General features: G+C 69.6%; 24 protein-coding genes and 4 pseudogenes. 15 read left to right on the forward strand and 13 right to left on the reverse strand.

The genetic code is table 11. The annotated features are described in order from the left end of the window. The gene (locus tag OG371_RS45145) at nucleotides 1-504 is read right to left on the reverse strand and encodes a MarR family winged helix-turn-helix transcriptional regulator (RefSeq protein ID WP_329063561.1); all 504 of its coding nucleotides are present in this window, start codon (nucleotides 502-504) and stop codon (nucleotides 1-3) included. Between the two features lie 135 nt (nucleotides 505-639). Between OG371_RS45145 and OG371_RS45150 the strand changes: the two are divergent. The 7 genes and pseudogenes from OG371_RS45150 to OG371_RS45180 all read left to right on the forward strand — a co-directional run bounded on the left by OG371_RS45150 (nucleotide 640) and on the right by OG371_RS45180 (nucleotide 4546). Continuing rightward, a pseudogene (locus tag OG371_RS45150) lies at nucleotides 640-2156 on the forward strand (chloride channel protein). Between the two features lie 97 nt (nucleotides 2157-2253). After that, nucleotides 2254-2418 carry a hypothetical protein gene (locus tag OG371_RS45155; protein WP_329063563.1) on the forward strand — a complete coding sequence of 55 codons (165 nt, stop codon included), beginning with the start codon at nucleotides 2254-2256 and terminating at the stop codon, nucleotides 2416-2418. A 198-nt stretch (nucleotides 2419-2616) separates the two neighbouring features. Next, nucleotides 2617-2904, forward strand: coding sequence for a hypothetical protein (locus OG371_RS45160; RefSeq protein ID WP_329063565.1), 288 nt, complete (start codon nucleotides 2617-2619; stop codon nucleotides 2902-2904). Next, a pseudogene (locus tag OG371_RS47565) lies at nucleotides 2901-3482 on the forward strand (cytochrome c oxidase assembly protein); the annotation flags it as partial. The gene OG371_RS45160 and the pseudogene OG371_RS47565, both read left to right, overlap by 4 nt. Continuing rightward, entirely contained in the window at nucleotides 3449-3886 is a 438-nt protein-coding gene (locus tag OG371_RS45170; protein ID WP_329063568.1) for a cytochrome c oxidase assembly protein, read from the forward strand. The pseudogene OG371_RS47565 and the gene OG371_RS45170, both read left to right, overlap by 34 nt. Before the next feature lie 104 nt (nucleotides 3887-3990). After that, nucleotides 3991-4182: a hypothetical protein gene (locus OG371_RS45175; protein ID WP_329063570.1), complete on the forward strand. Its 192-nt coding sequence runs from the start codon at nucleotides 3991-3993 to the stop codon at nucleotides 4180-4182. Nucleotides 4183-4267: 85 nt separating this feature from the next. Next, nucleotides 4268-4546: a hypothetical protein gene (locus tag OG371_RS45180; protein ID WP_329063572.1), complete on the forward strand. Its 279-nt coding sequence runs from the start codon at nucleotides 4268-4270 to the stop codon at nucleotides 4544-4546. Nucleotides 4547-4582: 36 nt separating this feature from the next. Here the strand turns inward: OG371_RS45180 and OG371_RS45185 are convergent, their stop codons facing one another. Together OG371_RS45185 and OG371_RS45190 are read right to left on the reverse strand one after the other, a co-directional pair. Next, on the reverse strand, nucleotides 4583-5203 hold the full coding sequence (locus tag OG371_RS45185) for a LysE family translocator (RefSeq protein WP_329063574.1): 621 nt from the start codon (nucleotides 5201-5203) through the stop codon (nucleotides 4583-4585). A gap of 300 nt (nucleotides 5204-5503) precedes the next feature. Beyond that, nucleotides 5504-5653 (reverse strand): hypothetical protein, encoded by a 150-nt coding sequence (locus OG371_RS45190; RefSeq protein WP_329063576.1) that lies wholly within the window; start codon nucleotides 5651-5653, stop codon nucleotides 5504-5506. A gap of 410 nt (nucleotides 5654-6063) precedes the next feature. On the opposite strand from OG371_RS45190, the gene OG371_RS45195 reads away from it, so the two are divergent. Then, complete coding sequence (locus tag OG371_RS45195; RefSeq protein WP_329063577.1) at nucleotides 6064-6375, forward strand: hypothetical protein; 312 nt, start codon at nucleotides 6064-6066, stop codon at nucleotides 6373-6375. A gap of 262 nt (nucleotides 6376-6637) precedes the next feature. On the opposite strand, the gene OG371_RS45200 is transcribed toward OG371_RS45195, so the two are convergent. Next, nucleotides 6638-7093 carry an STAS domain-containing protein gene (locus OG371_RS45200; protein WP_329063579.1) on the reverse strand — a complete coding sequence of 152 codons (456 nt, stop codon included), beginning with the start codon at nucleotides 7091-7093 and terminating at the stop codon, nucleotides 6638-6640. A 515-nt stretch (nucleotides 7094-7608) separates the two neighbouring features. Here OG371_RS45200 and OG371_RS45205 point away from each other — a divergent pair. Both OG371_RS45205 and OG371_RS45210 read left to right on the forward strand, forming a co-directional pair. Continuing rightward, a complete protein-coding gene (locus OG371_RS45205) occupies nucleotides 7609-8334 on the forward strand; it encodes an ANTAR domain-containing protein (RefSeq protein WP_442876057.1) in 726 nt (241 codons plus the stop codon). A 422-nt stretch (nucleotides 8335-8756) separates the two neighbouring features. After that, nucleotides 8757-9378: pseudogene (locus OG371_RS45210) on the forward strand (UdgX family uracil-DNA binding protein). Nucleotides 9379-10434: 1056 nt separating this feature from the next. On the opposite strand, the gene OG371_RS45215 reads toward OG371_RS45210, so the two are convergent. Both OG371_RS45215 and OG371_RS45220 read right to left on the reverse strand, forming a co-directional pair. Further along, nucleotides 10435-10845 (reverse strand): hypothetical protein, encoded by a 411-nt coding sequence (locus OG371_RS45215; RefSeq protein WP_329063584.1) that lies wholly within the window; start codon nucleotides 10843-10845, stop codon nucleotides 10435-10437. Nucleotides 10846-12122: 1277 nt separating this feature from the next. Continuing rightward, entirely contained in the window at nucleotides 12123-12278 is a 156-nt protein-coding gene (locus OG371_RS45220) for a hypothetical protein (protein ID WP_329063586.1), read from the reverse strand. A gap of 217 nt (nucleotides 12279-12495) precedes the next feature. Between OG371_RS45220 and OG371_RS45225 the strand changes: the two genes are divergently transcribed. Continuing rightward, on the forward strand, nucleotides 12496-13689 hold the full coding sequence (locus OG371_RS45225; protein WP_329063588.1) for a serine/threonine-protein kinase: 1194 nt from the start codon (nucleotides 12496-12498) through the stop codon (nucleotides 13687-13689). 189 nt (nucleotides 13690-13878) lie between these two features. Beyond that, nucleotides 13879-14004: a hypothetical protein gene (locus tag OG371_RS45230; RefSeq protein ID WP_329063590.1), complete on the forward strand. Its 126-nt coding sequence runs from the start codon at nucleotides 13879-13881 to the stop codon at nucleotides 14002-14004. Between the two features lie 82 nt (nucleotides 14005-14086). On the opposite strand, the gene OG371_RS45235 is transcribed toward OG371_RS45230, so the two are convergent. Further along, the gene (locus OG371_RS45235) at nucleotides 14087-14500 is read right to left on the reverse strand and encodes a hypothetical protein (protein WP_329063592.1); all 414 of its coding nucleotides are present in this window, start codon (nucleotides 14498-14500) and stop codon (nucleotides 14087-14089) included. A gap of 357 nt (nucleotides 14501-14857) precedes the next feature. Between OG371_RS45235 and OG371_RS45240 the strand changes: the two genes are divergently transcribed. Next, nucleotides 14858-15136: a hypothetical protein gene (locus tag OG371_RS45240; RefSeq protein ID WP_329063594.1), complete on the forward strand. Its 279-nt coding sequence runs from the start codon at nucleotides 14858-14860 to the stop codon at nucleotides 15134-15136. 928 nt (nucleotides 15137-16064) lie between these two features. Here OG371_RS45240 and OG371_RS45245 read toward each other — a convergent pair. The 3 genes from OG371_RS45245 to OG371_RS45255 form a co-directional block, all read right to left on the reverse strand. Next, a complete protein-coding gene (locus OG371_RS45245) occupies nucleotides 16065-17246 on the reverse strand; it encodes a lipase family protein (protein ID WP_329063596.1) in 1182 nt (393 codons plus the stop codon). A 287-nt stretch (nucleotides 17247-17533) separates the two neighbouring features. Then, nucleotides 17534-17701 (reverse strand): EF-hand domain-containing protein, encoded by a 168-nt coding sequence (locus tag OG371_RS45250; RefSeq protein WP_329063598.1) that lies wholly within the window; start codon nucleotides 17699-17701, stop codon nucleotides 17534-17536. Further along, entirely contained in the window at nucleotides 17701-18096 is a 396-nt protein-coding gene (locus OG371_RS45255; RefSeq protein ID WP_329063600.1) for an EF-hand domain-containing protein, read from the reverse strand. Before OG371_RS45255 ends, OG371_RS45250 begins: the two co-directional genes overlap by 1 nt. A 560-nt stretch (nucleotides 18097-18656) precedes the next feature. Here OG371_RS45255 and OG371_RS45260 point away from each other — a divergent pair. After that, nucleotides 18657-18860 (forward strand): hypothetical protein, encoded by a 204-nt coding sequence (locus OG371_RS45260; RefSeq protein WP_329063602.1) that lies wholly within the window; start codon nucleotides 18657-18659, stop codon nucleotides 18858-18860. Between the two features lie 228 nt (nucleotides 18861-19088). Then, entirely contained in the window at nucleotides 19089-19763 is a 675-nt protein-coding gene (locus OG371_RS45265; protein WP_329063604.1) for a hypothetical protein, read from the forward strand. Nucleotides 19764-20003: 240 nt separating this feature from the next. On the opposite strand, the gene OG371_RS45270 is transcribed toward OG371_RS45265, so the two are convergent. The 3 genes and pseudogenes from OG371_RS45270 to OG371_RS45280 all read right to left on the reverse strand — a co-directional run bounded on the left by OG371_RS45270 (nucleotide 20004) and on the right by OG371_RS45280 (nucleotide 21006). Further along, on the reverse strand, nucleotides 20004-20429 hold the full coding sequence (locus tag OG371_RS45270; RefSeq protein WP_329073439.1) for a Rieske 2Fe-2S domain-containing protein: 426 nt from the start codon (nucleotides 20427-20429) through the stop codon (nucleotides 20004-20006). Then, nucleotides 20406-20615 (reverse strand): annotated as a pseudogene (locus tag OG371_RS45275) (FAD-dependent oxidoreductase); the annotation flags it as partial. The gene OG371_RS45270 and the pseudogene OG371_RS45275, both read right to left, overlap by 24 nt. Before the next feature lie 37 nt (nucleotides 20616-20652). After that, nucleotides 20653-21006 carry an FAD-dependent oxidoreductase gene (locus tag OG371_RS45280; RefSeq protein ID WP_329063605.1) on the reverse strand — a complete coding sequence of 118 codons (354 nt, stop codon included), beginning with the start codon at nucleotides 21004-21006 and terminating at the stop codon, nucleotides 20653-20655. Nucleotides 21007-21162: the final 156 nt, after the last annotated feature.

Here is a 21162-nt window from a genome sequence, read left to right on the forward strand (position 1 = left end):
TCAGGACCAGATGGTTTCGAGTGTGGTGCCCGCCGGTGGTTCCCCGCCGGCCCGGGCGAAGGCGCTGAGGACGTCCGCCAGTCCGCTGCGCGCGGTGTCGGGCATCTTCGCGACGATCTTCGCGATCTCCTTGCGGCGGCGCGCGGTGACCTGGCGGACGATGCGGGCGCCGGCGGCGGTCAGCTTCACGGTGATCTCGCGGCGGGACGCGGGGTTGTGCTCGCGACTGACCATCCCGACGGCGACCAGCCGGTCGACCATCCGGGTCGCCGTGGACGGGTTGACCCCGAGGTAGTCGGCCAGGGCCACGTGTTTGAGCGGGCCGCGGGTCGCCACGATGACCAGCAGCCGGAACTGCGGCAGGGTGATCAGGTCCCCGGCCGCCGAGACCGACCGGGCCGAGACCGCCACCAGCAGCCGTGACGCGGTGAGCACGGCGTCGGTGACCGCGTCGATGTCGGTGTCGGCAGCCGTGGCGGAGCCTGCGGCCGTGGTGCGGGGCATGCCCACAGTGTGCCCGACCGGCGGCCGATCCGGTGCGCGGGCCGAGCCCCGCGAGCCCGCCGGGACCCGGTGGTCTGGCCCGCTGTACGCCACCTCACGTGTACGGCACTAAGCAACTGTTGCGTACTGCAACACATGGTCGAGGCAAATGTTGGTGTGAAGCAGTCTCTTCCCGTTCCGGCGCGTCAGCCCGTCGGCCGGTGGCTGCGGGAGAGCTCCACCGGCCTGGTCGCCCTGGCGATCGCCATCGGCGCGGGCGCCGGGCTGGGCGCGATCGCGTTCCGGTGGCTGATCACCTCGTTCACCCACCTGTTCTCCGGGCACGCCGACTACTCCGACGCCGGCGGTGCCGCGCACCCGTGGTTTCCCGCGCTCGGCCCGTGGTTCGTGCTCCTCGCGCCGGTGCTGGCCGGTCTGGTGTACGGGCCACTGGTGGCCAGGTTCGCCCCGGAAGCCCGCGGCCACGGCGTCCCCGAGGTGATGTACGCGGTCGCCGAGCGCGGTGGCCGGATCCCCGCCCAGGTCACGGTGGTCAAGGCGATCGCGTCGGCGATGTGCATCGGCTCCGGGGGTTCGGTCGGGCGGGAGGGGCCGATCGTGCAGATCGGCTCCGCGCTGGGTTCGACGCTGGGGCGCCTGGACCGGCTGCCGGAGTCGCGCCTGCGGGTGCTCGTCGCGTGCGGCGCGGCCGGTGGCATCGCGGCGACATTCAACGCCCCGCTCGCCGGGCCGTTCTTCGCGATGGAGCTGATCCTGCGCGACTTCGCGATGGAGTCCTTCGGCGCTGTCGCGCTCTCCAGCGTCGCGGCCAGTGTGGTCGGGCGCGCGGTGCTCGGCAGTGGCGCGTTCCTTACGCTGCCGCCGTTCACGCTGCGCAGTCCGGTGGAGTATCTGCTGTTCGTCGTGCTCGGGGTCGTGGTCGGCGCGGTCGGGGTGCTGTTCACCCGGGTGCTGTACTGGATCGAGGACGCCTGCGACTGGGCGTGGCGCGGTCCTGAGTGGCTGCGGCCCGCGGCCTGCTGCTCGGTGTGGTGCTGCTGGTGCTGCCGCAGATGTACGGCGTGGGCTACCCGGTGCTGCAGAACGCCGTCGAAGGCAAATACGTGCTCTGGTTCCTGCTGGTGCTGCTGGCCGGGAAGATGATCGCGACCAGCCTGACCATCGGCATCGGCGGCTCGGGCGGGGTGTTCGCGCCCTCGCTGTTCCTCGGGGCGATGTCGGGCACTGCGTTCGGGATCCTCGTCCACGCGTGGCTGCCCGGCCTGACGGCCTCGCCCGGGGTGTACGGGCTGATCGGCATGGGCGCGGCGTTCGCGGGCGCCGCGCGGGCGCCGATCACCGCGGTGATCGTGCTGTTCGAACTCACCGGGCAGTACACGATCATCCTGCCGATGCTCACCGCGATCGTCATCGCCACCCTGACCGGCAAGCCCCTCTCCCGCGACACGATCTACACCCTCAAACCCCGCCGCCGTGGCATCGACCTCGACGCACCGAAAACCCCTGCCCGCCTGGACCGCACGCGGGTCGACGCGGTGCTGGAACCCCTGCCCGAACCGCTGGACGAACACACCACCCTCGACGACGCCGCGCAGGCGCTGGCCCGCTCGGCCCACGGGGTCCTGCCCGTCACCGGCACCGACGGCGCCTAGCACGGCTGCGTGACCGCCCGCGCCGTCGCCGAAACCCTCGACAACGACCAGAGGACCAGCCACACGATCGCCGACCTCGCCGAACTCCCCCCCCGTGGTGACCACGGACTCCTCCCTCAGCGACGCCTTGACCGCGCTGGTGGCCGACCAGGGCAGCGGCCTCCCCGTCCTCGACCCCGCGTCGCACGCACTCGTCGGGTGGATCACCCACCAGACCGTCCTCACCGCCCTGCACCCCGCCACCGCTACGACAAGGGCATGATCATGGGCCTGCTCACCGAGAAACCCCCGGCCTGGCTGCAGCTGGTCTTCCGCGCGCCCAACGTGCTCTACCGCGCCGGCCTGGGGCGGCTGCTCGGCCACCGCCTCGTCTACATCGTCCACGTCGGACGCACCACCGGACAGCGCCGGGAGACGGTCCTCGAAACCATCCGCTACGACCCGGCCACCCGAGGTGATCGTGGTGTCCGGGCGGGGACCGGCCAGCGACTGGTACCGCAACCTCGAGGCCGTACCAGCCGCCGAGATCCGCATCGGCGCCCAGCGCTGGCTGCGACCGGCCCACCGGGTCCTCGAGGTCGAGGAAACGATCCGGCTGCTCACCGGCTACCGCAACGCGCATCCTCACCTGTGGGCACGGCTCTCGCCACTGATCGGAGCACCCCGCGAACCCGGCCAGCAGACCTGGCGTGACGTCGCCGGCCGGCTGCGCGCAATCGCCTTCACCCCACCGAGCCCACCCGCATGACACCCGCGGCGATCCCGCTGTCCTGGTCGGCCGCAGTGACAGCATGGACGTTCCAACCGGTGGCCGACGCCGCGATCCTCGTCGCGGCAGTGCTATACCTGCGCGCCGTGGGCAAGTCGCCGCGGTGGCCCCGCCGGCGCACGGCCTGTTTCCTGGGCGGCCTGACGGTCCTCGTCCTCACGCTCAACAGCGTGGTCGGGGTGTACGCGCACGTGCTGTTCTCGATGCATGGCACAGCACCTGCTGCTGATCACCGTCATCCCCGCGCTGATCGTGCTCGGACAGCCACTGGAACTCCTACGCCGGACCAGCCCACCACGGCACCGGCGGGCACTGTCGGCGTTGCGCCGCAACGGCCTACTGGCCGTGCTGACCCATCCGCTGGTCGCGCTCGCGGTCTACGCCGTCGTCTTGGTCGGCACCCATCTGACACCGTTCATGCAGGTGATGCTGACCACCCGTGGCTGCACCACGCCGAGACCCTGCTCTACCTCACCAGCGGGTACCTGTTCCTGCTTCCGCTGCCGGCGCACGAACCCATCCGGTGGCGCCTGCCGTACCTGCTGCGCCTGGCGATCCTGCTCATCGGCATGGTAGTCGACACCGTCGTCGGCGTGGCCCTGCTGATGACCCCACCGAACCGTTCCCCGCCTACACCGCCCAACACCGCACCTGGGGCCCGACACCGCTGCAGGACCTGCACTGGGGCGGCGCGGCCATGTGGATCGGCGGCGACACCCTCATGGCGGCACTGGCCGTCCTGGTCATCGCCCAATGGCTCGGCGACCCCGCCCGAAGCAACGACCTCGGCACATTCCTGAACTCCGCGCGCCGCACCGCACTCGCCGGCACCAGCCCCGGAACCGCGGCCAGCGCGACCATCTCCGAAATCCGCGACCTCGACGACGACCAAGAAGCCCTGGCCGCCTACAACACCATGCTCGCCGGACTCGCCCGGCAACACCCACCACCGAGACCATGACCGGGGACGCCTGAACTCCACCAGCAGTGATCAGTCGCGCTCAGGAGCAACCGTCAGGTTCCGGCAGGCTCGTCCACCTCCTGGCAGAACTGCATCTGCAACCGTTGCCCACCCTCATCCCCGCGTCCGCCGGCAGCCACCGAGTCCTGCACCGCATCGCCGCCGTCCGCGCCCTGCGCGCCGGCAACTCCCGCCTGAGCCACGCCGAGCTGGTCGACCTGCTCACCACGATCATGCGGCGGATAGTCACTGCCAGGATCACCGTGGCTCTCATCGTGGACGCCCCCGGCCGCTAGTCGATCGAGTGGACTCCGCACTGCCCGCAGACCCGGTGGCCGTACAACATGAGCTTCTTCGACCGCCGGTCACTCCACTGCGTTCGTGGAAGCAGCGATCCGCGCGCACGCCCGCGTCGGCCGGACCACGTTCACCGACCCGTCGATCGTGCTCGGCAGGCAGATCGCCTCGTTCTTCGGCGTGCTGGTCCAGCAGTGGAACCACATCATCGACGCCTCCACCCGGATGACCGGGCACATCGAAACCCCGCACCACGCCAAGCTGCTGGATCTGCTGTTCGAGTGCGAACAGCAGATCCAGCAAGGACTCGGTGTCGGGCACTCCCTCATCGGCACCGCGATCGTCGAACGCGTCTCCACCTGACCGTTCGACCATCGCTGCTTCGCGCCGCGCTGGGTGTCACCCGCGCGGCGCGAACGCCAGGTACACCCCGAAACCCAGGAACGACAGCCCGGACACCTGGTCCAGACGCCGCTGGGACACCGCGAAAACACCCTTGCTCCGCCGGATCACGACCCCCGCCCCGAGGTAGGCGCAGGCCGCGACAGCTTCGACGCCGATGTAGCACGCGGCCAGCACCGGCAAAACCCACGGGCCGGCCGAGGGCGTGGTGAACTGCGGCAGGAACGACGCGAACAGCAACAGCGCCTTCGGGTTGGTCAACGCCGTCACGAACTCCTGACGAGCAGCAGATCCGTACGCCGGACCCCGTGAAGCCCGGCCTGTCTCCTCGCCCCTGCGACCGGCACGCACGAACGTGGCCACCCCCCGCCACAGCAGGTACGCCACACCGCACCAGCGCAGGACCTCGAACGCCACCGCCGACGCCGCCAGCACCGCACCCAGCCCGGCCGCGGTCAGCACCGCCAGCAAGGAAAACGCTGCGAACCGCGCCGCCACCCCCACGAACGCCGACGCTGCTCCGAAGGACGCCGCGTTGCGCAACCCCAGCACCTGATTGGCACCAGGCACCAGCGCCAGCAACACCGACGACGGCAGGAACGCAGCCCACGCGATCACGCCCTCGACCGTAGCCGCCGGCGACCAGTCTGTCCTGCCGGTGCAGCGGCACCGTCGACGTCCAGGCTCGCGTCGTCGGCCCGGAGGCGCCGTGGCAGCTGATCTGCCGGCTGCTCGGCTGGTCTCCCGGCCCCTTCCCACGAACTGCTCCGCTTCCCGGACAACATCGCCACCAGCGTGCTGCCCAAGCAGCCATCTATCGCGTTCGATCGCACGACGACCGGACTTACCCGGGTCTCTTCCTCACGGCTCGGCACCGGTGGGGATACTCGGGCGGTTCCGGCCACCCACGTCACGCGCTCAGGCGCCCGTCGCCGCGCCGACCGCCTCGGCGATCGCCGGGACGAGGGCGTCGTCGAACACGCTGGGCACGATGTGCTCGCGGTCGAGGTCGTCGCCGACCACACCGGCCAGGGCCCGGGCGGCCGCGAGCAGCATGCGGGTCGTCACCCGCGTGGCACCGGAGTCGAGCAGCCCCCCGGAACATCCCGGGGAACACCAGCACGTTGTTGATCTGGTTGGCCGCGTCACTGCGCCCGGTCGCGACGATCTCCGCATGCTCGCGGGCGGCCTCCGGACGACCTCGGGATCGGGGTTCGCCAGCCCGAAGGCGATCGACCGGTCGGCCATCCGTGCGATGTCGCCTCCGCCAAGCAGGCCGCCGGCACTCACGCCGATGAAGGCGTCCGCACCCCGCAGGGCGTCGCGCAGACTGCCCTGGGCCGCGCCGGCGCGGTTGGTGTGATCCGCGAGCCACTGCTTCTCACCGGTCAGGTCGCGGCCGGTGTGGAGGGCGCCGTGGCGGTCGCAGACCGCGCTGGATGAGGACGACCTGCAGGTCGATCCCTTGGAAGCCCGGGGTGGAGCCGGCCGAACATCTGAGCCCGGCCAGCCGGTACGGCACGACGCCGGCCGAGGTGCGCGAGGGCGAGCCGATCGCCCGGCGGCTGGCCGAGGAACAACCGGACGACGAGCCTGGCCCGGCCCCCGAACGTCCGGTGGCGGCCACTCCGGCCACGGACCTGGACGAGAGTATCGATGCCGCGCCCGCAGACGTCGAACCCGTCGCCCCGCCGGAGGACGTGTCTGGCCGCCGCCGAGCGAACCAGGATCCGCGCGAACAGGCCGACGAAGCAGGCGGCTCGGTCGCGGACGCCCTGCGCGCCGAGTGACGGGGACCGCCCTCCGGCACAGCCGAACGCCGTGTGACCACACCTGGCTCCGGGTACTCCCCAGCCGACGAAGGGAGTGGCGGGATGCGTCCGGTTTGGCAGGGATCTCTACGGCCAGGTCCGCCACCGCCTGTCCCTGGGCGGCCGTGCGCGACCAAAACCCTGGAGGGGGCGCCGGAATCCCGTGCTCAGTCCCCGTCGGGCCCCGCCCGAAGGCGTTCCAGCTACACGCTCGCGGCGGTACGGGTCGCCCGTCCGGGCTTCACGCCCAGTATCCGCCCGGCTGCTCAGCCGCGTCGATCCCGGTGGTCGAGGTCCGCGGGCCAGGCACCGCAAGGCGTTCGGCCACCGCCTGGCGCGCGTCGGAGATCGCCGGGTACAGCGACAGCACCTGGTCGAGCCCGAGCAGCCGGATCGGCCGCACGACAGCGCGCTGCCCGGCGGCGACCACACACGGCACGCCCGCTTCACGCGCTCGGGTATCGGCCGCCACCAGCGCGGCAAGCCCCCGGGACGAGCAGAAGCCGACCGCGGTCAGGTCGATGATCAGCGCCCGGGGCGCGAGGTCCAGCTCGATGGCGAACTGTTCGGACAGCCGATCGGTGAAGCCGAGGTCGATCTCGCCGGTAACGCTGACCGTCGTGATCCCGTCCGCACTGACCACCACCAGCTCCGCGGCCGGCGCGAGTTCGACGAGCGAGGGCCGGTTTTCGATCACGTGTATGCCTCCTGGAAACGCACCGGAGGCGGCCGCCGTGACGGACACCTCCGAAACCGGGCGCTCGCGCCCTGGCCCCTCAGGAACGGCTATTGGCTGAACCGTTAAGCAGCGAGCTTAACGCGGCCGCTCCGTACCGGCAAACAACGCAAGCCGCCCACGTCTCGGGCCCCACCGCCCGCGGCTACCCCCGGGAAGGACAACGATCCAGCCGATCCAGCCGATCGCGTCACCCGGCTCCAGGATCGGCGGATCAGGCACCTCTTCATGCCGGATGTCCGCCACCCCGCGCCACACCACGGCCTTCATCCGCTCCGTCTCCTCGAGTCCGTTCGGGAGCCGCGTGCCCACCGGATCACCACCGAAACCTCCTCGGTGGGCTGGTTTGCCGAGCAGCGTGCTCGGCCCCGGACGTCGAGCGGTAGTGTTCCCGCCGATCCGTTGAGACCGCAGCGGCGCGAACCGCGGCGGGATCGTCTGGTGAGCGTCGCCTGGTGACCTAGGCCCTGAGGACGATGACAAACAGGCACGCTATCGCAGGACGACTCGACGAGCTGGCCGCTGCCATGGCCGCCCTCACCTGGTCACTCGAGTCCGACGAGCACGAGCCCGACCTCTTCGACACCATCTGCGCCGAGGCGGTGCGGGCTGTGCCCGGCGCCGACATGGCCAGCATCGCCGCGATCCAGGACGGAGTGCCGGACACCGCCGCCTGCACCGACAAACGCGCCCTGGACATCGACCGCGGTCAGTACGCCGCCGGAGAGGGCCCCTGCCTCCACGCCGCCGCGACCGGTGAAACAGTCCGGCTGTCGATCCACGCGGCCGCCGATGTGTGGCCGGCCTTCGCCGCCTCCGCCGAAGCTGTGGCAGTCGGCAGCTATCTCGCCGCTCCGCTCCACGTCGACGACCAGCTCACCGGCGCGCTCAACCTCTTCGGCTTCGACGATCACGGCTTCCAGGAAGTCGACGCCCAGCTGCTCGCCGTCTACACCACCATCGTCGCGTCCGGGCTACGCACCCGACACCGCTACCAGCAAGCCCGCACCCGCGCCGACCAGCTCGAAGAGGCCATGAACAGCCGCGCAGTCATTGAGCAGGCCAAAGGCATGCTCATGCTGATCCATCGCATCGGTCCCGACGAAGCGATGCAGCGCTTGATCGCGGAGTCGCAGCACACCAACACCAAGCTCCGCGAGGTAGCCAAGGCGTTCGTCAAACACGCCGCCGGACCCGAATGACCCCCGAGCGCCGACCGGGACTCCGCGATGGCGTCTCATGACCCGCCGCGTAATCACGGCGCCCCGGTGATCAGGACCCGGCTCCCGGCCGACGGGGTTGCCGCGCTTGCCCGTGGCAGGACGGCGGTGGAGCAACGTCGGGTCTCCGCCCGCGCAGAGCCTTTCGTCGCTGCCGGTGAAGGGCAACCGGACCTGTCGCCATCCGAGGTGATCGGTGGGCGGGGAAGAACGGAGCAGTCCCATGTCCCAATCCGTCGACGACCCCTGGCACGCCATCGCGAACCCGCACCGCTCGTCGCGGCGCCCGGCGCGATCGAGGGCCGGTGCGCGGTGCGGGCGTGCCGAAACGCAGACCCTGCCGAAGCCGGAGCTCCACAGGCCGAGAACCACGACCGGCCCGCGGCGCGAGGTCCGGAGCGGTGATGGCCGCCCACAGCGAATCCGGCGCCGCGCCGCCGGATACCACCGACCTGGGCGAGCTCCGCCGAGCGGCGGAGGGCTGTCACGGCTGCGGCTTGTATCGCGACGCGACCGCCACGGCCTTCGGTACCGGAAACGGCCGGGCGGAGATCCTCGCGGTAGGCGAGCAACCGGGCGATCAGGAGGACTGCGAGGGTGCACCCTTCGTCGGGCCGGCCGGTCAGCTGCTCGACCAGGCGCTCGAGGAAGCCGGCATCGACCGTGGCTCGCTCTACGTGACGAACGCGGTCAAACACTTCAAGTTCAAGCTCCGGGGCAAACGCCGCACCCACGACAAGCCCGCGCGCTCCGAGATCATCGCCTGCCGGCCGCGGCTGGTGGCGGAGGTGCGGACGTTACGACCACGGCTGGTCCTGCTACTCGGCGCCACCGCCGCACGGTCGTTGTCCGGCACCGCGTTCCGGCTCACGCGACATCGCGGCGAGACACTCGATCCGCCTGAGGAGTTTTGCCGGGCTGTTCACCACCGCGGTGGTGACGGTGCACCCTTCGGCGGCGCTTCGCGCCCCGGACCGGGACAAGGTGTACGCCGCGTTCGTCGCTGACCTACGCGACATTCCTTGACGCGGAACAAAGGCCGCAACAGGTTGCGGGGAGCACCAGCCGGCGAACGTCGTACTTCCCAGCCAGCAGCCCGGGAGCGCCGCGCCGGTGCTGCCGGAATGTGGACCGCGCCGCCAGGCCTCGCGAGGGCTGATGCGGCGGTGAGTCTCCCGGCGAGACCCGGCCGCTGCGCGGCACGAGGCAGCCGGCTTGCCCGGGGAACGCACGGAGCCCGGCGACACAGGCGAGCCGGGCATGGATGGGTCATTTGCCGCGCCGTCCCGGCACGAACTCCTGGAGTTTCGTCTTCACCCCCTGTGCCAACAGGTGCAGAGCATTGGGATCGCCCCTCAGCACGGCCTGGGCGGCGGACTTCATCTGCTCGAACGTCGCGCGGGGCGGGATCGGCGGCTGCGGGATGCGGGCAAGTCCCGCGACCCAGTCGAGAAACTGACCGAATCCGCGGGAGCGCGGGAGGCCGGCAGCCGTACGACCCGGACGTGCCAAGACCGGGTCGTACGCAGCACGTTGGGGAACTCCGGCGCGGTCTGCCTCCCGGGTACCGCGGCACGGATCCGTACTGGGAGACGCGGTGCGGGTTGGCAGGCGGTTCCACCCGACGCCGGTGCGGCACCAGGCACCCGGTTGTCTTCCAGCGCGGCACGCTTGCGGCCAGGGGTGCGTAACGCCTCGGCCGCACGAGATCAGCGACGCCGGCCGCGCCCGCTATAGGTGGTTCGACCAGCCGACCGCAGTCGCCTGCCTTCCTCCAGGCACAAGCTGTGGCGTGGATGGCTCGGCGGCAAGCGGGGGGTCCTGCCGCCGAGCCGGCTGACGTGATCGAAACGACCGGGGGGCGTGCCGCATCGATCACGTCAGCACAGAAGACGAGGGCGTGGCTCCCCTGTCGTGACGGCCAGGCGTGATGATCACCGGATCGGGTGGCCGGCACCGCGTGGGGGCATCGCCCAGATGTTCGACCGCTTCGCGTGACGGATCAGCGAGGCCGGCCCCGCGCAGAAAGATGTCGAGCGGCTCACCGGCCACGCGGTGGCAGCTGTACTCACCGCCCGGTGTCTACCACTGGTATGACCAGGTGGTGCGATCGGACTCAGGCTGAGTGATCCGAACCGGGTCGCCTTCCTGTGCCGGCGACCGTCCGCGCGCAGAATGGCCGGGCACCCTGACCCGGTCCCGCCGGACCGCCGCGAGTCTGCCGTGAGCCGCGATGAGGTCGGTGCAGGCTAGTTCGTGTCGGCCTTCGGCCGCCGAGCCCACTGCCTGGCGCACCAGGATGATGACCTCCGGAGCGCAGCCGGCGAGATCGTCCGCCGCACGGTCGGCGGTCTGCGCCACCCCGGTCAGCATGATCACGACTTCCGCCGACTCCGGCGCTACGGTCATTGTCGCCGCGAGCAGCCGCAATTGGTGCTGAAGTGACACGAGATGGCCACTCTGCGGACTTTCCGGCGCCGGGTCTGCGTGCATCGGGTGATCCCTCATCTGCGTTTGATGCGGAGGGTGTGACGGTGTGGGTGGCGATAAGATGATCTTGCCGGGTAGGCTCGATTTGTGTGTCGAGCCGGATCATTTGTGTGTCGAGCCGGATCAATCGATTGGTTGAGCGTAGAGCTGCCGGAGAGTGCCAGCATTCCGAAGAGTGAGAATCACTCGACCTCCCCTTCGCCGAGGCCGAGATTTCCCTGATTCCGAACAACACCTACTCGAAGTAGAGGGTCGCTGAATCGGCGGTTTGCATATTCACCGGGTCGAAGGTTGATGCTTGCGCTCCGTCGCCGCAGGGACCTTGCGGTGCCGTAGCCGTAGCGGCCACGCGTCGCAGGGTGGGCGGATCTGCCCGGCATGCGTGGACACTGAACACCCGCAGCCATTCAGGCGCTGCGGACGACGCCGACCGGTGCCACGCGGGACCGATCCGCCAAACCTGCCGGGCACACGGCCCCGCCCGCTACGAACCAGGCGGCGGGTACGGGTACCTGATGCGAGTCCACGCCCGCGGCGGGAACCCGCGCCATGCTGCCGGTGCCGCGCGGCGCCGTTCCCGCGGCGGCACCACGGGCGTGCCGGTCCGCGGCGCTGCTACCGAAGTCCCGCACAAGGCCGCGACGCATGCGGACGCGTCCGCCCTCGGCAGTCCGCCGCCGGGATCACAAAACGTACGAGTTCCATGTCTTCCGCATCGGCGCCGGGGCTGCTCGCCTCGTTCGAAGCGCCGGTCATCGGCGAACTGGGCTGCACCGGCGACGCGGAGGCCGTGCTGCGCTGAGCGTTGGTCGTGGGCTCGCCGAGCGCCCTCGGTCAGCTGCCCGCTTCCCACTGCCGCCCGGAACCGGAAGCTTCCGGATCTGTGCGATGACGACGTCGGAGTCACGCGGATCGAACAGATCCATCGGGTTCGGCAAATGGCCGAGTCACCCTCTGAGGGAAGCGCGGAGAGCCGGCTGATCAGCTGTCCCGGGTTCTTCGTGGACGGGATCAGCGGCTCCTGCGCCTTGCTCGCCGCATCCCCGGCCGTGCGCAGTAGACCCTGCGATGCGCGATGACCATCGGGGAGTTCAGCGCCATGTGCGATCCGTCGGACTGGCAGCTTCCAGGTGATCCGCAGGATGCGCTGAGGTGTCGGCGTTCACGTCCTTCTGCGCGATGGTGATGCTGTCCGGACTGCCGAGCGGAGAGACCTTCGCACCGTGACGCCGGTGACCTCGGGCGCGGGCCGAGACCACCGGCGTGCCGGTTGTCCGGGCTCAGAACCAGTGGGCACGCCCGCCGATACGGCGGCCGGTGCCGCCGAGGATGGCGAGGACGGCCCCGGCGACGGCGAGGACCGCGCCGATGGTGGTCAGCACGGGGATGCCGACGATCAGGCCGATCACGAGCAGGATGATTCCGAGAATGATCACGGTGACTCTTTCGGTTCGGGCGGCCGGATCGGGGTCCGGTCGCGAGGTGGGGACTGCTCCCCGATGCCCGCTTCGCGATCTCGCCAAACATGCGGTGGTCGAGAGACCGCCGGCCGGCGCTCGTGCAGGCGCAGGAGTGCTACGTCACGTGCCAACGCCGTTTGACCGGAGCCTCGCGGTGGTATCTGGTGCCGCGATTCAGGAACGGAGCGCCGCTGTGGATACGAGTTCTCGGCTTGACGGCCACGACGAGCCGACGGCCGGCCCGCCCGCCGTTCTGGGCGGCGGTCGCTACGAAGTCGGCCCTTTGGTCGGCGTGGGTGGAACGGCGCGGGTGTACCGGGGGTACGACCGGCGGTTCGGGCGGGATGTCGCGATCAAGATCTTTCGCAACGACGTCGTCGACATCGAGCAACGCCGGCGCCTTCGCGAGATCAGCATCCACCGCAGCATCGACCATCCCGGTGTCGTGTCACTGCTCGACACCGGAAGCGAAAACGGCCAGACCTACCTGGTCATGGAGTTCGTCGAGGGTGAGAACCTGGCCGAGCGGCTGCTCGCCGGTCCGATGACGCCCGGGCCGGCGACCGCGCTGACCCTCGTGCTGGCGGACACCCTGGACCACCTGCACCGGATCGGTGTCACCCATCGCGACCTCAAGCCCGGCAACATCCTGCTCGGCGCCTCCGTCCCGCTCATCGCCGACTTCGGCATCTCCCATGCGCTTGGCGTCACGCGTATCACGGCGACCGGCACGGTCGCCGGCACCGCCGCCTACCTGGCCCCCGAGCAGGTGGCAGGCGAGCCCGTCGGCCCGCCGGCCGACATCTACGCGCTCGGGCTGGTCCTGCTCGAGTGTCTCACCGGTGAACTCGCGTACCCGGGCACCATGGTGGAGGCGGCGGTGGCCCGGCTGAGCAGGTCACCGTGGATTCCTCCCGACGTACCCGCGGCCATGGCGAGCCTCATCCGGCGCATGACCGCCCGGGAGCCGGCTTCCCGCCCCACGGCGGCTGAGATCCGCGAGGCGCTCGTCACGTCGTCGCCATGGCCTCCTGCCACGACCGAACGCTCTGGGCGTCGGGCGAGGAGGCGCGTTGCGGCAGTTGCAGGCTCGTCGCTCGCCGTCGCGGCCCTCGCGACATCGCTTTTGATGGTTCGCGCGCCGGAAGCGACTCCGCCGCCGGGTCTCGTGCCATCGCCGACGACCTCGGCCGTCGCCGGGACGCTGCCGACCGCCCGGGCGACCCTGCGAGTGCTCCCTTCAGCCAGCCCACCGGCCGGGGTGGGGGCTCCGGCCAGTACGGCACCTGCGCCTGATTTCGACTCGCCCGGAAAACCGGTTGCGAAGCAAAAACCTCCGGACAAGTCAAAAAAAGCAAAAAAACCAAAGGCTGGGCATTCGTCCTGACCTGCCGGAGACCTGTGGCCACGTCGCTCGGTGCGGCCGACGTCCCGATTCGCCGTACGCCAAGAAGTTTCGTGGCATCGGGCCAGGCCTCCACCACCACTTCGCTTTGCCTGGCAGGAAACCTGCAGTGCGGCCGTCCGGAACCAGGACGCGCTGTCGGAAGGCTACTGGGACCGGACGATCGACCTTATGCCGCGGGAATCCAACCGGGATTTCCGGGAGCGTTTCCTGGTCGATCGGCCGAACGCGGTGCTGCCGTTGAGCACGACAGCGGCGGCCAGAAAGATCATCGAAACGCATACGATCTACTACTGAGTTCGCCCCCAAACGGTGGCGACTCCGGGGAACGGTCCGGGCTCTGCGCTCAGTCCTCGGCAGTGCCGGCCTCCGTAACTCGTCAAGGCGATCCGCGCCCAGTCGGCTCAGCGAGCCGCCAGGCTGCTTCGCTCGGGCAGAACTTGCCCGTGGGCTGCTTGATCCCAGGTGGTGTGCGTTGAGTCACGGCCGGGCCGAGCGCCGGCGCCACCACCGCCGCCGGTTCCGTGCTGGCACGCCGGACGCGAGGGATGGCGTTGTTCTTGGAGAACGCCCGTGGACCGCGATGCTGGCGACGGTCTGCTGCGAATGCGTCGGCGCTGACCCGCCGCGCGTCGAGGCTGAGGATGAGGCGCACCACTCGGACGACATTGGCGTCGGATGCGGCCGCCATCGACGGCATCGACTTCGCGAATGCCGTCATCGCCTCCTCGTCGTCCAGTTCCAGCTGTGCCGGCAATGCCACCCGGGCGCAGCTGAAAGCCCGCTTCGTCATCCGACGCGCCTTCGCTCGCCGAGCATCCGCCCGTCGGATTTCCGCGTCTGTCCTTATCGGAACGCATCCGCGACCACGTCGGCTTGTGATGTGTACCCGCAGTCGTCGCCACCTCGCTCCGCCCGGTCGCTCCGGTTGGACGGGACTGCCGCGAACCCGGTGTCACCGCTATCACTCGAAGGGAGATAGCGATAGGGGTAGGCGTCCTGCTTGAGGGGTGGGGGCCGTCTGGGCTGCCCGAACGAGCTGGGCTCTCGCCGGCGAAATCACTCGGCTCGGGCATTGTGGCGCGACGGCGGTACTGAGATCGTTCGAAATCGCGAACCCGGTATTTTGCGCTCGGCTGCGGAGGGAACTTTGGACGACGGCGAGCTCGGTCACCTGGGCCGGTCGGTGACGAACGGTGAGGCGTCATCCGACTTGTGTCCTGGTACGGGCGTCACCTACACCGCAGGAGGGCGCCGGGACGACGTGCCGGCGCGTCGGCACGGGACGGTCGCGGGCCGCGTGCTCCACGATCGGTTCTTGAACACGAGCTGGGTGCCGATCCGGCCGGATCGCAGCGCCGACGATATTCCGCCCCAGTGGGTACGCAGTCGTGACATCGTCGCGGTCGACCAGTGGCCCCATACCTGAGGCAAGACGCCGGCCTTCGGGATTCGGTTCGCGCTGCTCGCCCGCCGGATCGCGTGGTCAGCATCCCGCACTTCCGCAAGTGCCGGAGAATTCCGGTGGATGACACGATCCGGTGATCCAGCGAAGATCGGCACGGTTCTGCGGCACATCCGCTCGCCGATACATGATGATCTTGATGCGCGGGAAATCGGTGGATGCCGGTCACCCGCGTCGACAGGTATCCGGGGGCGAGCTGCCGTCGGGGGGCAATCAGCTCGACCTCGGATATCCTCGTACGCCACCCGCCGCGATTCGGCGTTGTTCCGAGGTGTTGCCGGGTGGCCTGCAGCAGGGCGGCATACGAATTGCGTTCGTGCTCCAGGTGCACGGAGGCTCGAGACAGTTCGCGCCCGGTTGGCTCGTGCCCGTAGTCCACGACGGCCGGCTCGGCACGCAATTCTGCTGCTGGCGCGTTGGTAAAGGATCAGGTCTCCGTGCCGAAGTGGCAGATGGAGTTGATTGCTTTGGTCAGCGTGCTCGCGGGTGTGTTGGCCTCCTGATGGTGACGCGTCAACCCGGTTTTCCGGGGCCGCGGGATCCGGCGGGGTGAGCCGAGCCGGCGGACGGAACAGGAGCGCCGGAGTGCGCGGCAGGGTTCGTATGTTTCTGGAGCCGGCCCGGGGTTCACAGGCATGACAATTCAAATGAGGCCCCGATGACGCGAGCGGTGGCCATTTATCCGGCTTCCGTTCGCCGCGTGGTCTCTGGCCAACCAGTCTCCTGAGCGGCAACGCGGCTATGTCAACAGCGACCGCGCCGGAACGTCGACGGGGTCGCAGCACGACGATGGTGTCGAGCTGTCGGTGCAAGGTGAACGCGTACGAGCACGGGTAGCCGCCGGGCAGCCGACCTGGGCGAGGAGTCGCTCTTTACCGCCTGTTCAGTGGGATCAGGAGCAGGTGGTGGGTGCGGGTCGCCCGGCGAAGCGGTCGCCCAGCCAGGCGAGCGCGGCGGGCAGTCCGGCGGTCTCGCCGGCGATGTGGTCACCAGGCACGAGAGTGAACGCGGCGCGGACGCCGGCGGCGCACCAGGCGCGGTTCAGGGCCCGCGCTTGGCCGAGCGGGACGATTTCGTCGAGGGCGGCGTGGTACTGGAACACGGGCATGGTCGGTGCCGGTCGGGTAATCAGGTTGTTCTCCGCGTACACGGCGGCGACGTCGGGGCGTGCGTCGAACTGCTGGATAGTTTCGCCGGTGGAGTAGTCGCTGAACTTCTTCAGCGGAAAACCGGCGAGGGTCTGCACCACGCACTGGGTCTTCAGGGTCGCTTCGGTGGCTTTGCCGACGGCGCTGAGGGAGCCGTCGAGGGGGAACCGGGCGGGGTAGGCCTGCTGCAGGCCGATCAGCGCGTACAGCTGCAGGCCCTCTCCGATCAGGCTGCCGTCGAGTGATTCGGCGACGTTCGCGATGTCGGCCGGCACACCGCCGGACACGTCGGTGATCAGCCGCAGGTCCGGCGCGTACGCCGGGGCCAGTGACGCCGCCCAGCTCGACGCGCCGCCACCTTGGGAGTAGCCCATGGTGGCCCACCGCGTCGCCGGGGAAATGCCCGTTCCCGGCACGGAAGCGGCCGCGCGGGCCATGTCCAGCACGGTGTGTGCCTCGGAGACCCCGGCGACGTAGGTGGGGGTGGACCCGGTGGTGTAACCCTCGTAGTCGCTGACCACGACGCCCCAGCCCTGGCCCAGCAGGAGCGTGACCGGTTCCAGTTCCTGCTCGGTGGAGGTGGCGAACTGCTTGGACGGCGCGCACTGCTGCCCAAGGCCCTGGGTGCCGACCGCGAGGTCTACCCACGGCCGGGGACCGGCGCCGAGCCAGGGCAGCCGAGGAGTGAACACCGTGCCAGTGACCGCGATGTCGGCGTCGCGGGCGTCGCGGGAGTGGTACATGACCGTGGTGGCCGTCGCGGTCAACGCGGTTGCCAGAGCCGGCATCGGCTGGGTGCGGATGACTGCGCCAGGCGGCCCGGCCGGCAGCGGCGAGAGCGGCTGGTAGAAGTCCACCGGCCCGGCGGACGCCGCGGTCGGCGACACCATCGCCGCGAGCAGCGCGGCGAGGCAGAGCAGGCTCATGACCACAGAACGACGCAACGTATCCCCATCTCACTCGATTGGCCGGCGACTGGCGGTCCCCGCTCGGTTCACCGTCACAACATCATGCGCTACGTCGGATCCGATGTCGCGGCTGGAGAAGTGCCAGCCGCGGCACGCTGCCGCGCGCCGAACAGGGCGGAGCTGTTCTTCAAGGCCCCGACGGCGACCTGGCTCAGGAAGAGCTGCTGCGGGCGCGGGTGCCGGTCGGGCGCCGGGAGAGGCCGAGAGCGCCGAATCGCTCCGCGCTCACGGCCGGTACGCGGACATCATGCGGATTCGAGGGGGCCCAGCAGCCAGCTGCCCGCGGAGCCCGGTGCGTCGTCGAAGTAGTACTCGCGGATTGCCTCCAGGAGGTCGTCGGTGGTGATGAAGCCGTCGGCGTCCCCGTCGAGCCGGCGGAACGCCTCCTGAGCGTCCGGTTCCGGGAGGTTCATCAGCCGACCGGTCCACCGCACGTGCTCGTCCGCGACCAGTTTGCCGTCGCGTCGACGTCGGCGATCTCCATGATCACGTCGAGAAACGGCCGGTACCCTGCGTCGAAGGACTCCGGGGTTTCCAGCATTCCCGCCGCGAAGGCCGCTTTGTACTCGGCCGGGCTGATCCGGCTGTCGTGGTCGGTGTCGGCGACCATGGCCAGGTGTTCCCACAGACCCAGGCACAACCCGTCCAGCCGCTGCCGGACGGGGGAACCCGGGCCGTGACCGAACTCTTCGGCCAGCCGGGTGGCTGCCGCGACGAAATCTGCCCGCGCGACGAAACCGTCACCGTCGGTGTCGTAGGTCTGGAACCGCCGAGCCAGTTTCCGGTCGAGGAACGCCGAAACTTCCATGGTCTTCCCGTCCGGAGCGCCGAGACATGATCAGGACGCGTCACAGCAAAGCCGAGTCCTGTGGCTCCGGGCAAGAGGCCAATCCGGCGATCTTGCCCACCTGGTACGACCCGTGCCCTGGTACCGGCGCACTTGGATCTCGCATCCGTTCGTGCCGGCTGTGCGCAGGCCGCGCGCGCGTCGCTGTTCACCGTCGGTCTCTGCGATGCTCCGCCGCGCAGTCCGAGTCGAAGCGCGAACGTGGACGCTACCCGCACCTGGTCGAATCGTTGATCGAAGCAGGCGCGGCGCAGGGAACCTTCGGCAAGGACCGCGGCGTCCGGCTCTCCGCGCTCGCCCGTTCGAGATGACCACCTGGTCATACCAGCGGTGGACCGGGCGGCGGGTACAGCTGTCACCGTGTATCCGACGAGCTGCTCGACATCTTTCCTGTGTGGGGCCGGACATCCAGGATCAGACGATTTCTTTGGGCATCAGCCGAGAATACTACAGGTGTGGGTCTCCGCCATGAGCCGGAGCGCCCGGAATCGGGAACACGATCTCGAGGGAAGGTGGTCGACATGGGCGGGATTGCTGCGGTGAAGGGACCGAATCGGGAGATTGCCGAGCACGCGGCCGAACACAACCAGCTGGCCTATGCGCAGGTGTACGCGACATTGAGCGTGGCCGCGGCGATTGACCGGCTGGCCTCCGTGCTGGCTGGTCGAGGTCCGGTGGCAGGCGAGCACGGATCTCACCCTGACACGGCTTGGACACACCGCTGAGAATGTCTCGTAACCCGGTGTCGGGCCGGCTGGGGCGATAGTCGATCACGTTGTTGTGGCGCGGGGTGACCACGCCGTCGCGACCGGAGTGGATTGCCCCGTTCACCTGACTGAAGCCGGGTCAGTCCCGCACGCTGGCGCCACCCGATCACGCCACGGCAAGGTCAACGGCCCCCGTCAAGTGAGCCTGGGTCCCGCGAACCCGGCCCACGAACCGCTGATCCCGAAATGGATGTACGACGAATTCGCCGCCCGCCGCAACGGCAGACAAGGATCCAGAGCCGGCGCAGAGCCAAACCCGCATCCCCAGACCCGGCGAACCCATCTGTTTCGCGGGACGGTTCTTCTGTCTCTGCGGCCGTCGCATGGTCGGCGAGCCCCGGCACGGCCATACCTACTACCTGTGCCGGCCAAGCAACAACAACCGCGGCAGGCCCGACAAGTACGTCGGCCACCCGAAGACGCTTTACCTCCGAAGACACCATCCTCGATGCCGTCGCCGGATTCCTCGCCGACCGCGTCTTCGGGCCCGAGCGGCAATCCATCCTCGCAGACCGGTTAGCGGGGATCGATGACCACGAGGCCCAGGAGCGGAGGGCGCACAGCGAGCGGATCGAGCAGAACCTGAACGACCTGGCCAAGAAGCAGAACTCCGTCCTGCAGCAAGCCATGGACGGCGACCCCGCCGATGCCTTCACCAAAGCCCTCCGCAGCCGCTACAACGACCTCGAAACTCAGCGCGTCGACCTGGCCGCAAAGCTGGCCACCGTGACCCAGGCGACCAGCGCCGAGCCTGACAAGCCGAGTTCGGAGGACCTGTCGCTGCTGGACTCGCTCCCCCCTACCTCGCCGTCAACCTGGCCAAGGCACCCACGAACCTGCTTCGGACGCTCTTCGAGGTGATCCAGCTACGCATCCAGACTCATGACCAGGGCGAACATGGCACACTGAGCATTACTTTGCCGCGGATCAGGTGCCTGAGATCGCGAGCACCGCAGAAAGGATCAGCGACCAGATGAACCCACAAGAGAAGCCCGGCACAGGCGCCGAGGAGCTTGTGGGGTTCTGATTGTGCCCCCGGCCCAGTCGGCGACCGGCCTCAGCACAGAACCGGCTGGCGGCCGAACCAGCGGGCGTGCCGTTCTACAGGTCCCGTCGAGGCAGGGGCCGAGCGGCGGGGCCTTCCAAGACGGCGCCGTCGACGTCGAAGCGGGAGCCATGACATGAGCAGTCCCAGCTGCGCTCCGCGCCGTTGAACCGTAGCAGGCAGCCGAGGTGGGTGCAGCGCAACGACACCGCGTGGACGCCACCTGCCCGATCCCGGTACACGCCTTTCTTGCCCGCCCCGTCGGGCAGTACCCGCGCGGAATCAGCCGCGAGGTCGTCGGCGCGGGTCCCCTCGGCCGGGAGCAACCGGTCGCCGATGAGGTCTTTGGCGACCTGCGCGTTCTGCTGCAGCAGCGTCGGCGCGCTCGACACGCTGACCCGGTGCGGGCTGAACAGGCCGGCATGCGGATTCTCGGCGCCGGTGATGCGGTCGGCGACGATCTGCCCGGCGACGGTGCCCATCGCCAGGCCCCACTTGGCGAATCCGGTCGCCACCCACAGTTTCGAGCTACCCGGCAGATACGAGCCGACCATCGGAAGCTGGTCGTAGGCCTTGGAGCCCTGCGCGGACCAGCGGTGGGTGATCTCGGCGACGTCGAAATGGGCGCGCGCGAACTCCGTGAGCGTCGTGTAGCGGTCGAAGTCGACGCCCGCTCCCTGGCGGGATGGCTCTGGCCTCCGACGATCACGTGCTCGCCGTGGTGGCTGATCGAGTACGACGGGCTCCCGGCGCTGATCGCCAGCTCCTCCGGTGGTGTGCCCGACGACAGCCGGCGGCCACGCAGTAGGAGCATTCGGCGTCGAGGCGGGCGAAGAACAGTCCCCGGTCGAGGATCGGGTAGTGGGTGGCCACCACGACGTGCCCGGCCTTGACCACCCCGTCGGCCGTGCGCACTCGATAGGGAGCGGTGACGGAGACGTCGCGGACGCGGCTGCCTTCGAAGATCCGCCCGCCCGCGGCCACGAACGCGGCCGCGAGCCCGCGAAGGTACTTTGCCGGGTGCAGCACGACCTGGTCGCGCAGCCGGGCGGCGCCCAAGGTGCGGAACGGCAGATCCAGCTACTCGGACCACTCCACCGGAAGACCGGCACGGCGGGCAGCGTCCGCTTCGGCGAGCACGGCGTCACGTTCCGCGGCTGCGTAGGCGAAGGTCGCGGCCGACGCCCTTTGCGCGTCGCACTCGATCTTTCCGGC

The sequence above is a fragment of the Amycolatopsis sp. NBC_01480 genome, assembly GCF_036227205.1.
In the GTDB taxonomy this organism is placed as follows: domain Bacteria; phylum Actinomycetota; class Actinomycetes; order Mycobacteriales; family Pseudonocardiaceae; genus Amycolatopsis.

Coding starts and splice junctions, on each gene's coding strand:
- OG371_RS45215 (WP_329063584.1), bottom strand. CDS start 10,845: ATGCACGCAGACCCGGCGCCGGAAAGTCCGCAGAGTGGCCATCTCGTG.
- OG371_RS45230 (WP_329063590.1), top strand. CDS start 13,879: ATGCCGCGGGAATCCAACCGGGATTTCCGGGAGCGTTTCCTGGTCGAT.
- OG371_RS45145 (WP_329063561.1), bottom strand. CDS start 504: ATGCCCCGCACCACGGCCGCAGGCTCCGCCACGGCTGCCGACACCGAC.
- OG371_RS45265 (WP_329063604.1), top strand. CDS start 19,089: ATGGATGTACGACGAATTCGCCGCCCGCCGCAACGGCAGACAAGGATC.
- OG371_RS45260 (WP_329063602.1), top strand. CDS start 18,657: ATGGGCGGGATTGCTGCGGTGAAGGGACCGAATCGGGAGATTGCCGAG.
- OG371_RS45205 (WP_442876057.1), top strand. CDS start 7,609: ATGACAAACAGGCACGCTATCGCAGGACGACTCGACGAGCTGGCCGCT.
- OG371_RS45255 (WP_329063600.1), bottom strand. CDS start 18,096: ATGGAAGTTTCGGCGTTCCTCGACCGGAAACTGGCTCGGCGGTTCCAG.
- OG371_RS45270 (WP_329073439.1), bottom strand. CDS start 20,429: ATGGGCACCGTCGCCGGGCAGATCGTCGCCGACCGCATCACCGGCGCC.
- OG371_RS45250 (WP_329063598.1), bottom strand. CDS start 17,701: ATGAACCTCCCGGAACCGGACGCTCAGGAGGCGTTCCGCCGGCTCGAC.
- OG371_RS45235 (WP_329063592.1), bottom strand. CDS start 14,500: ATGACGAAGCGGGCTTTCAGCTGCGCCCGGGTGGCATTGCCGGCACAG.
- OG371_RS45245 (WP_329063596.1), bottom strand. CDS start 17,246: ATGAGCCTGCTCTGCCTCGCCGCGCTGCTCGCGGCGATGGTGTCGCCG.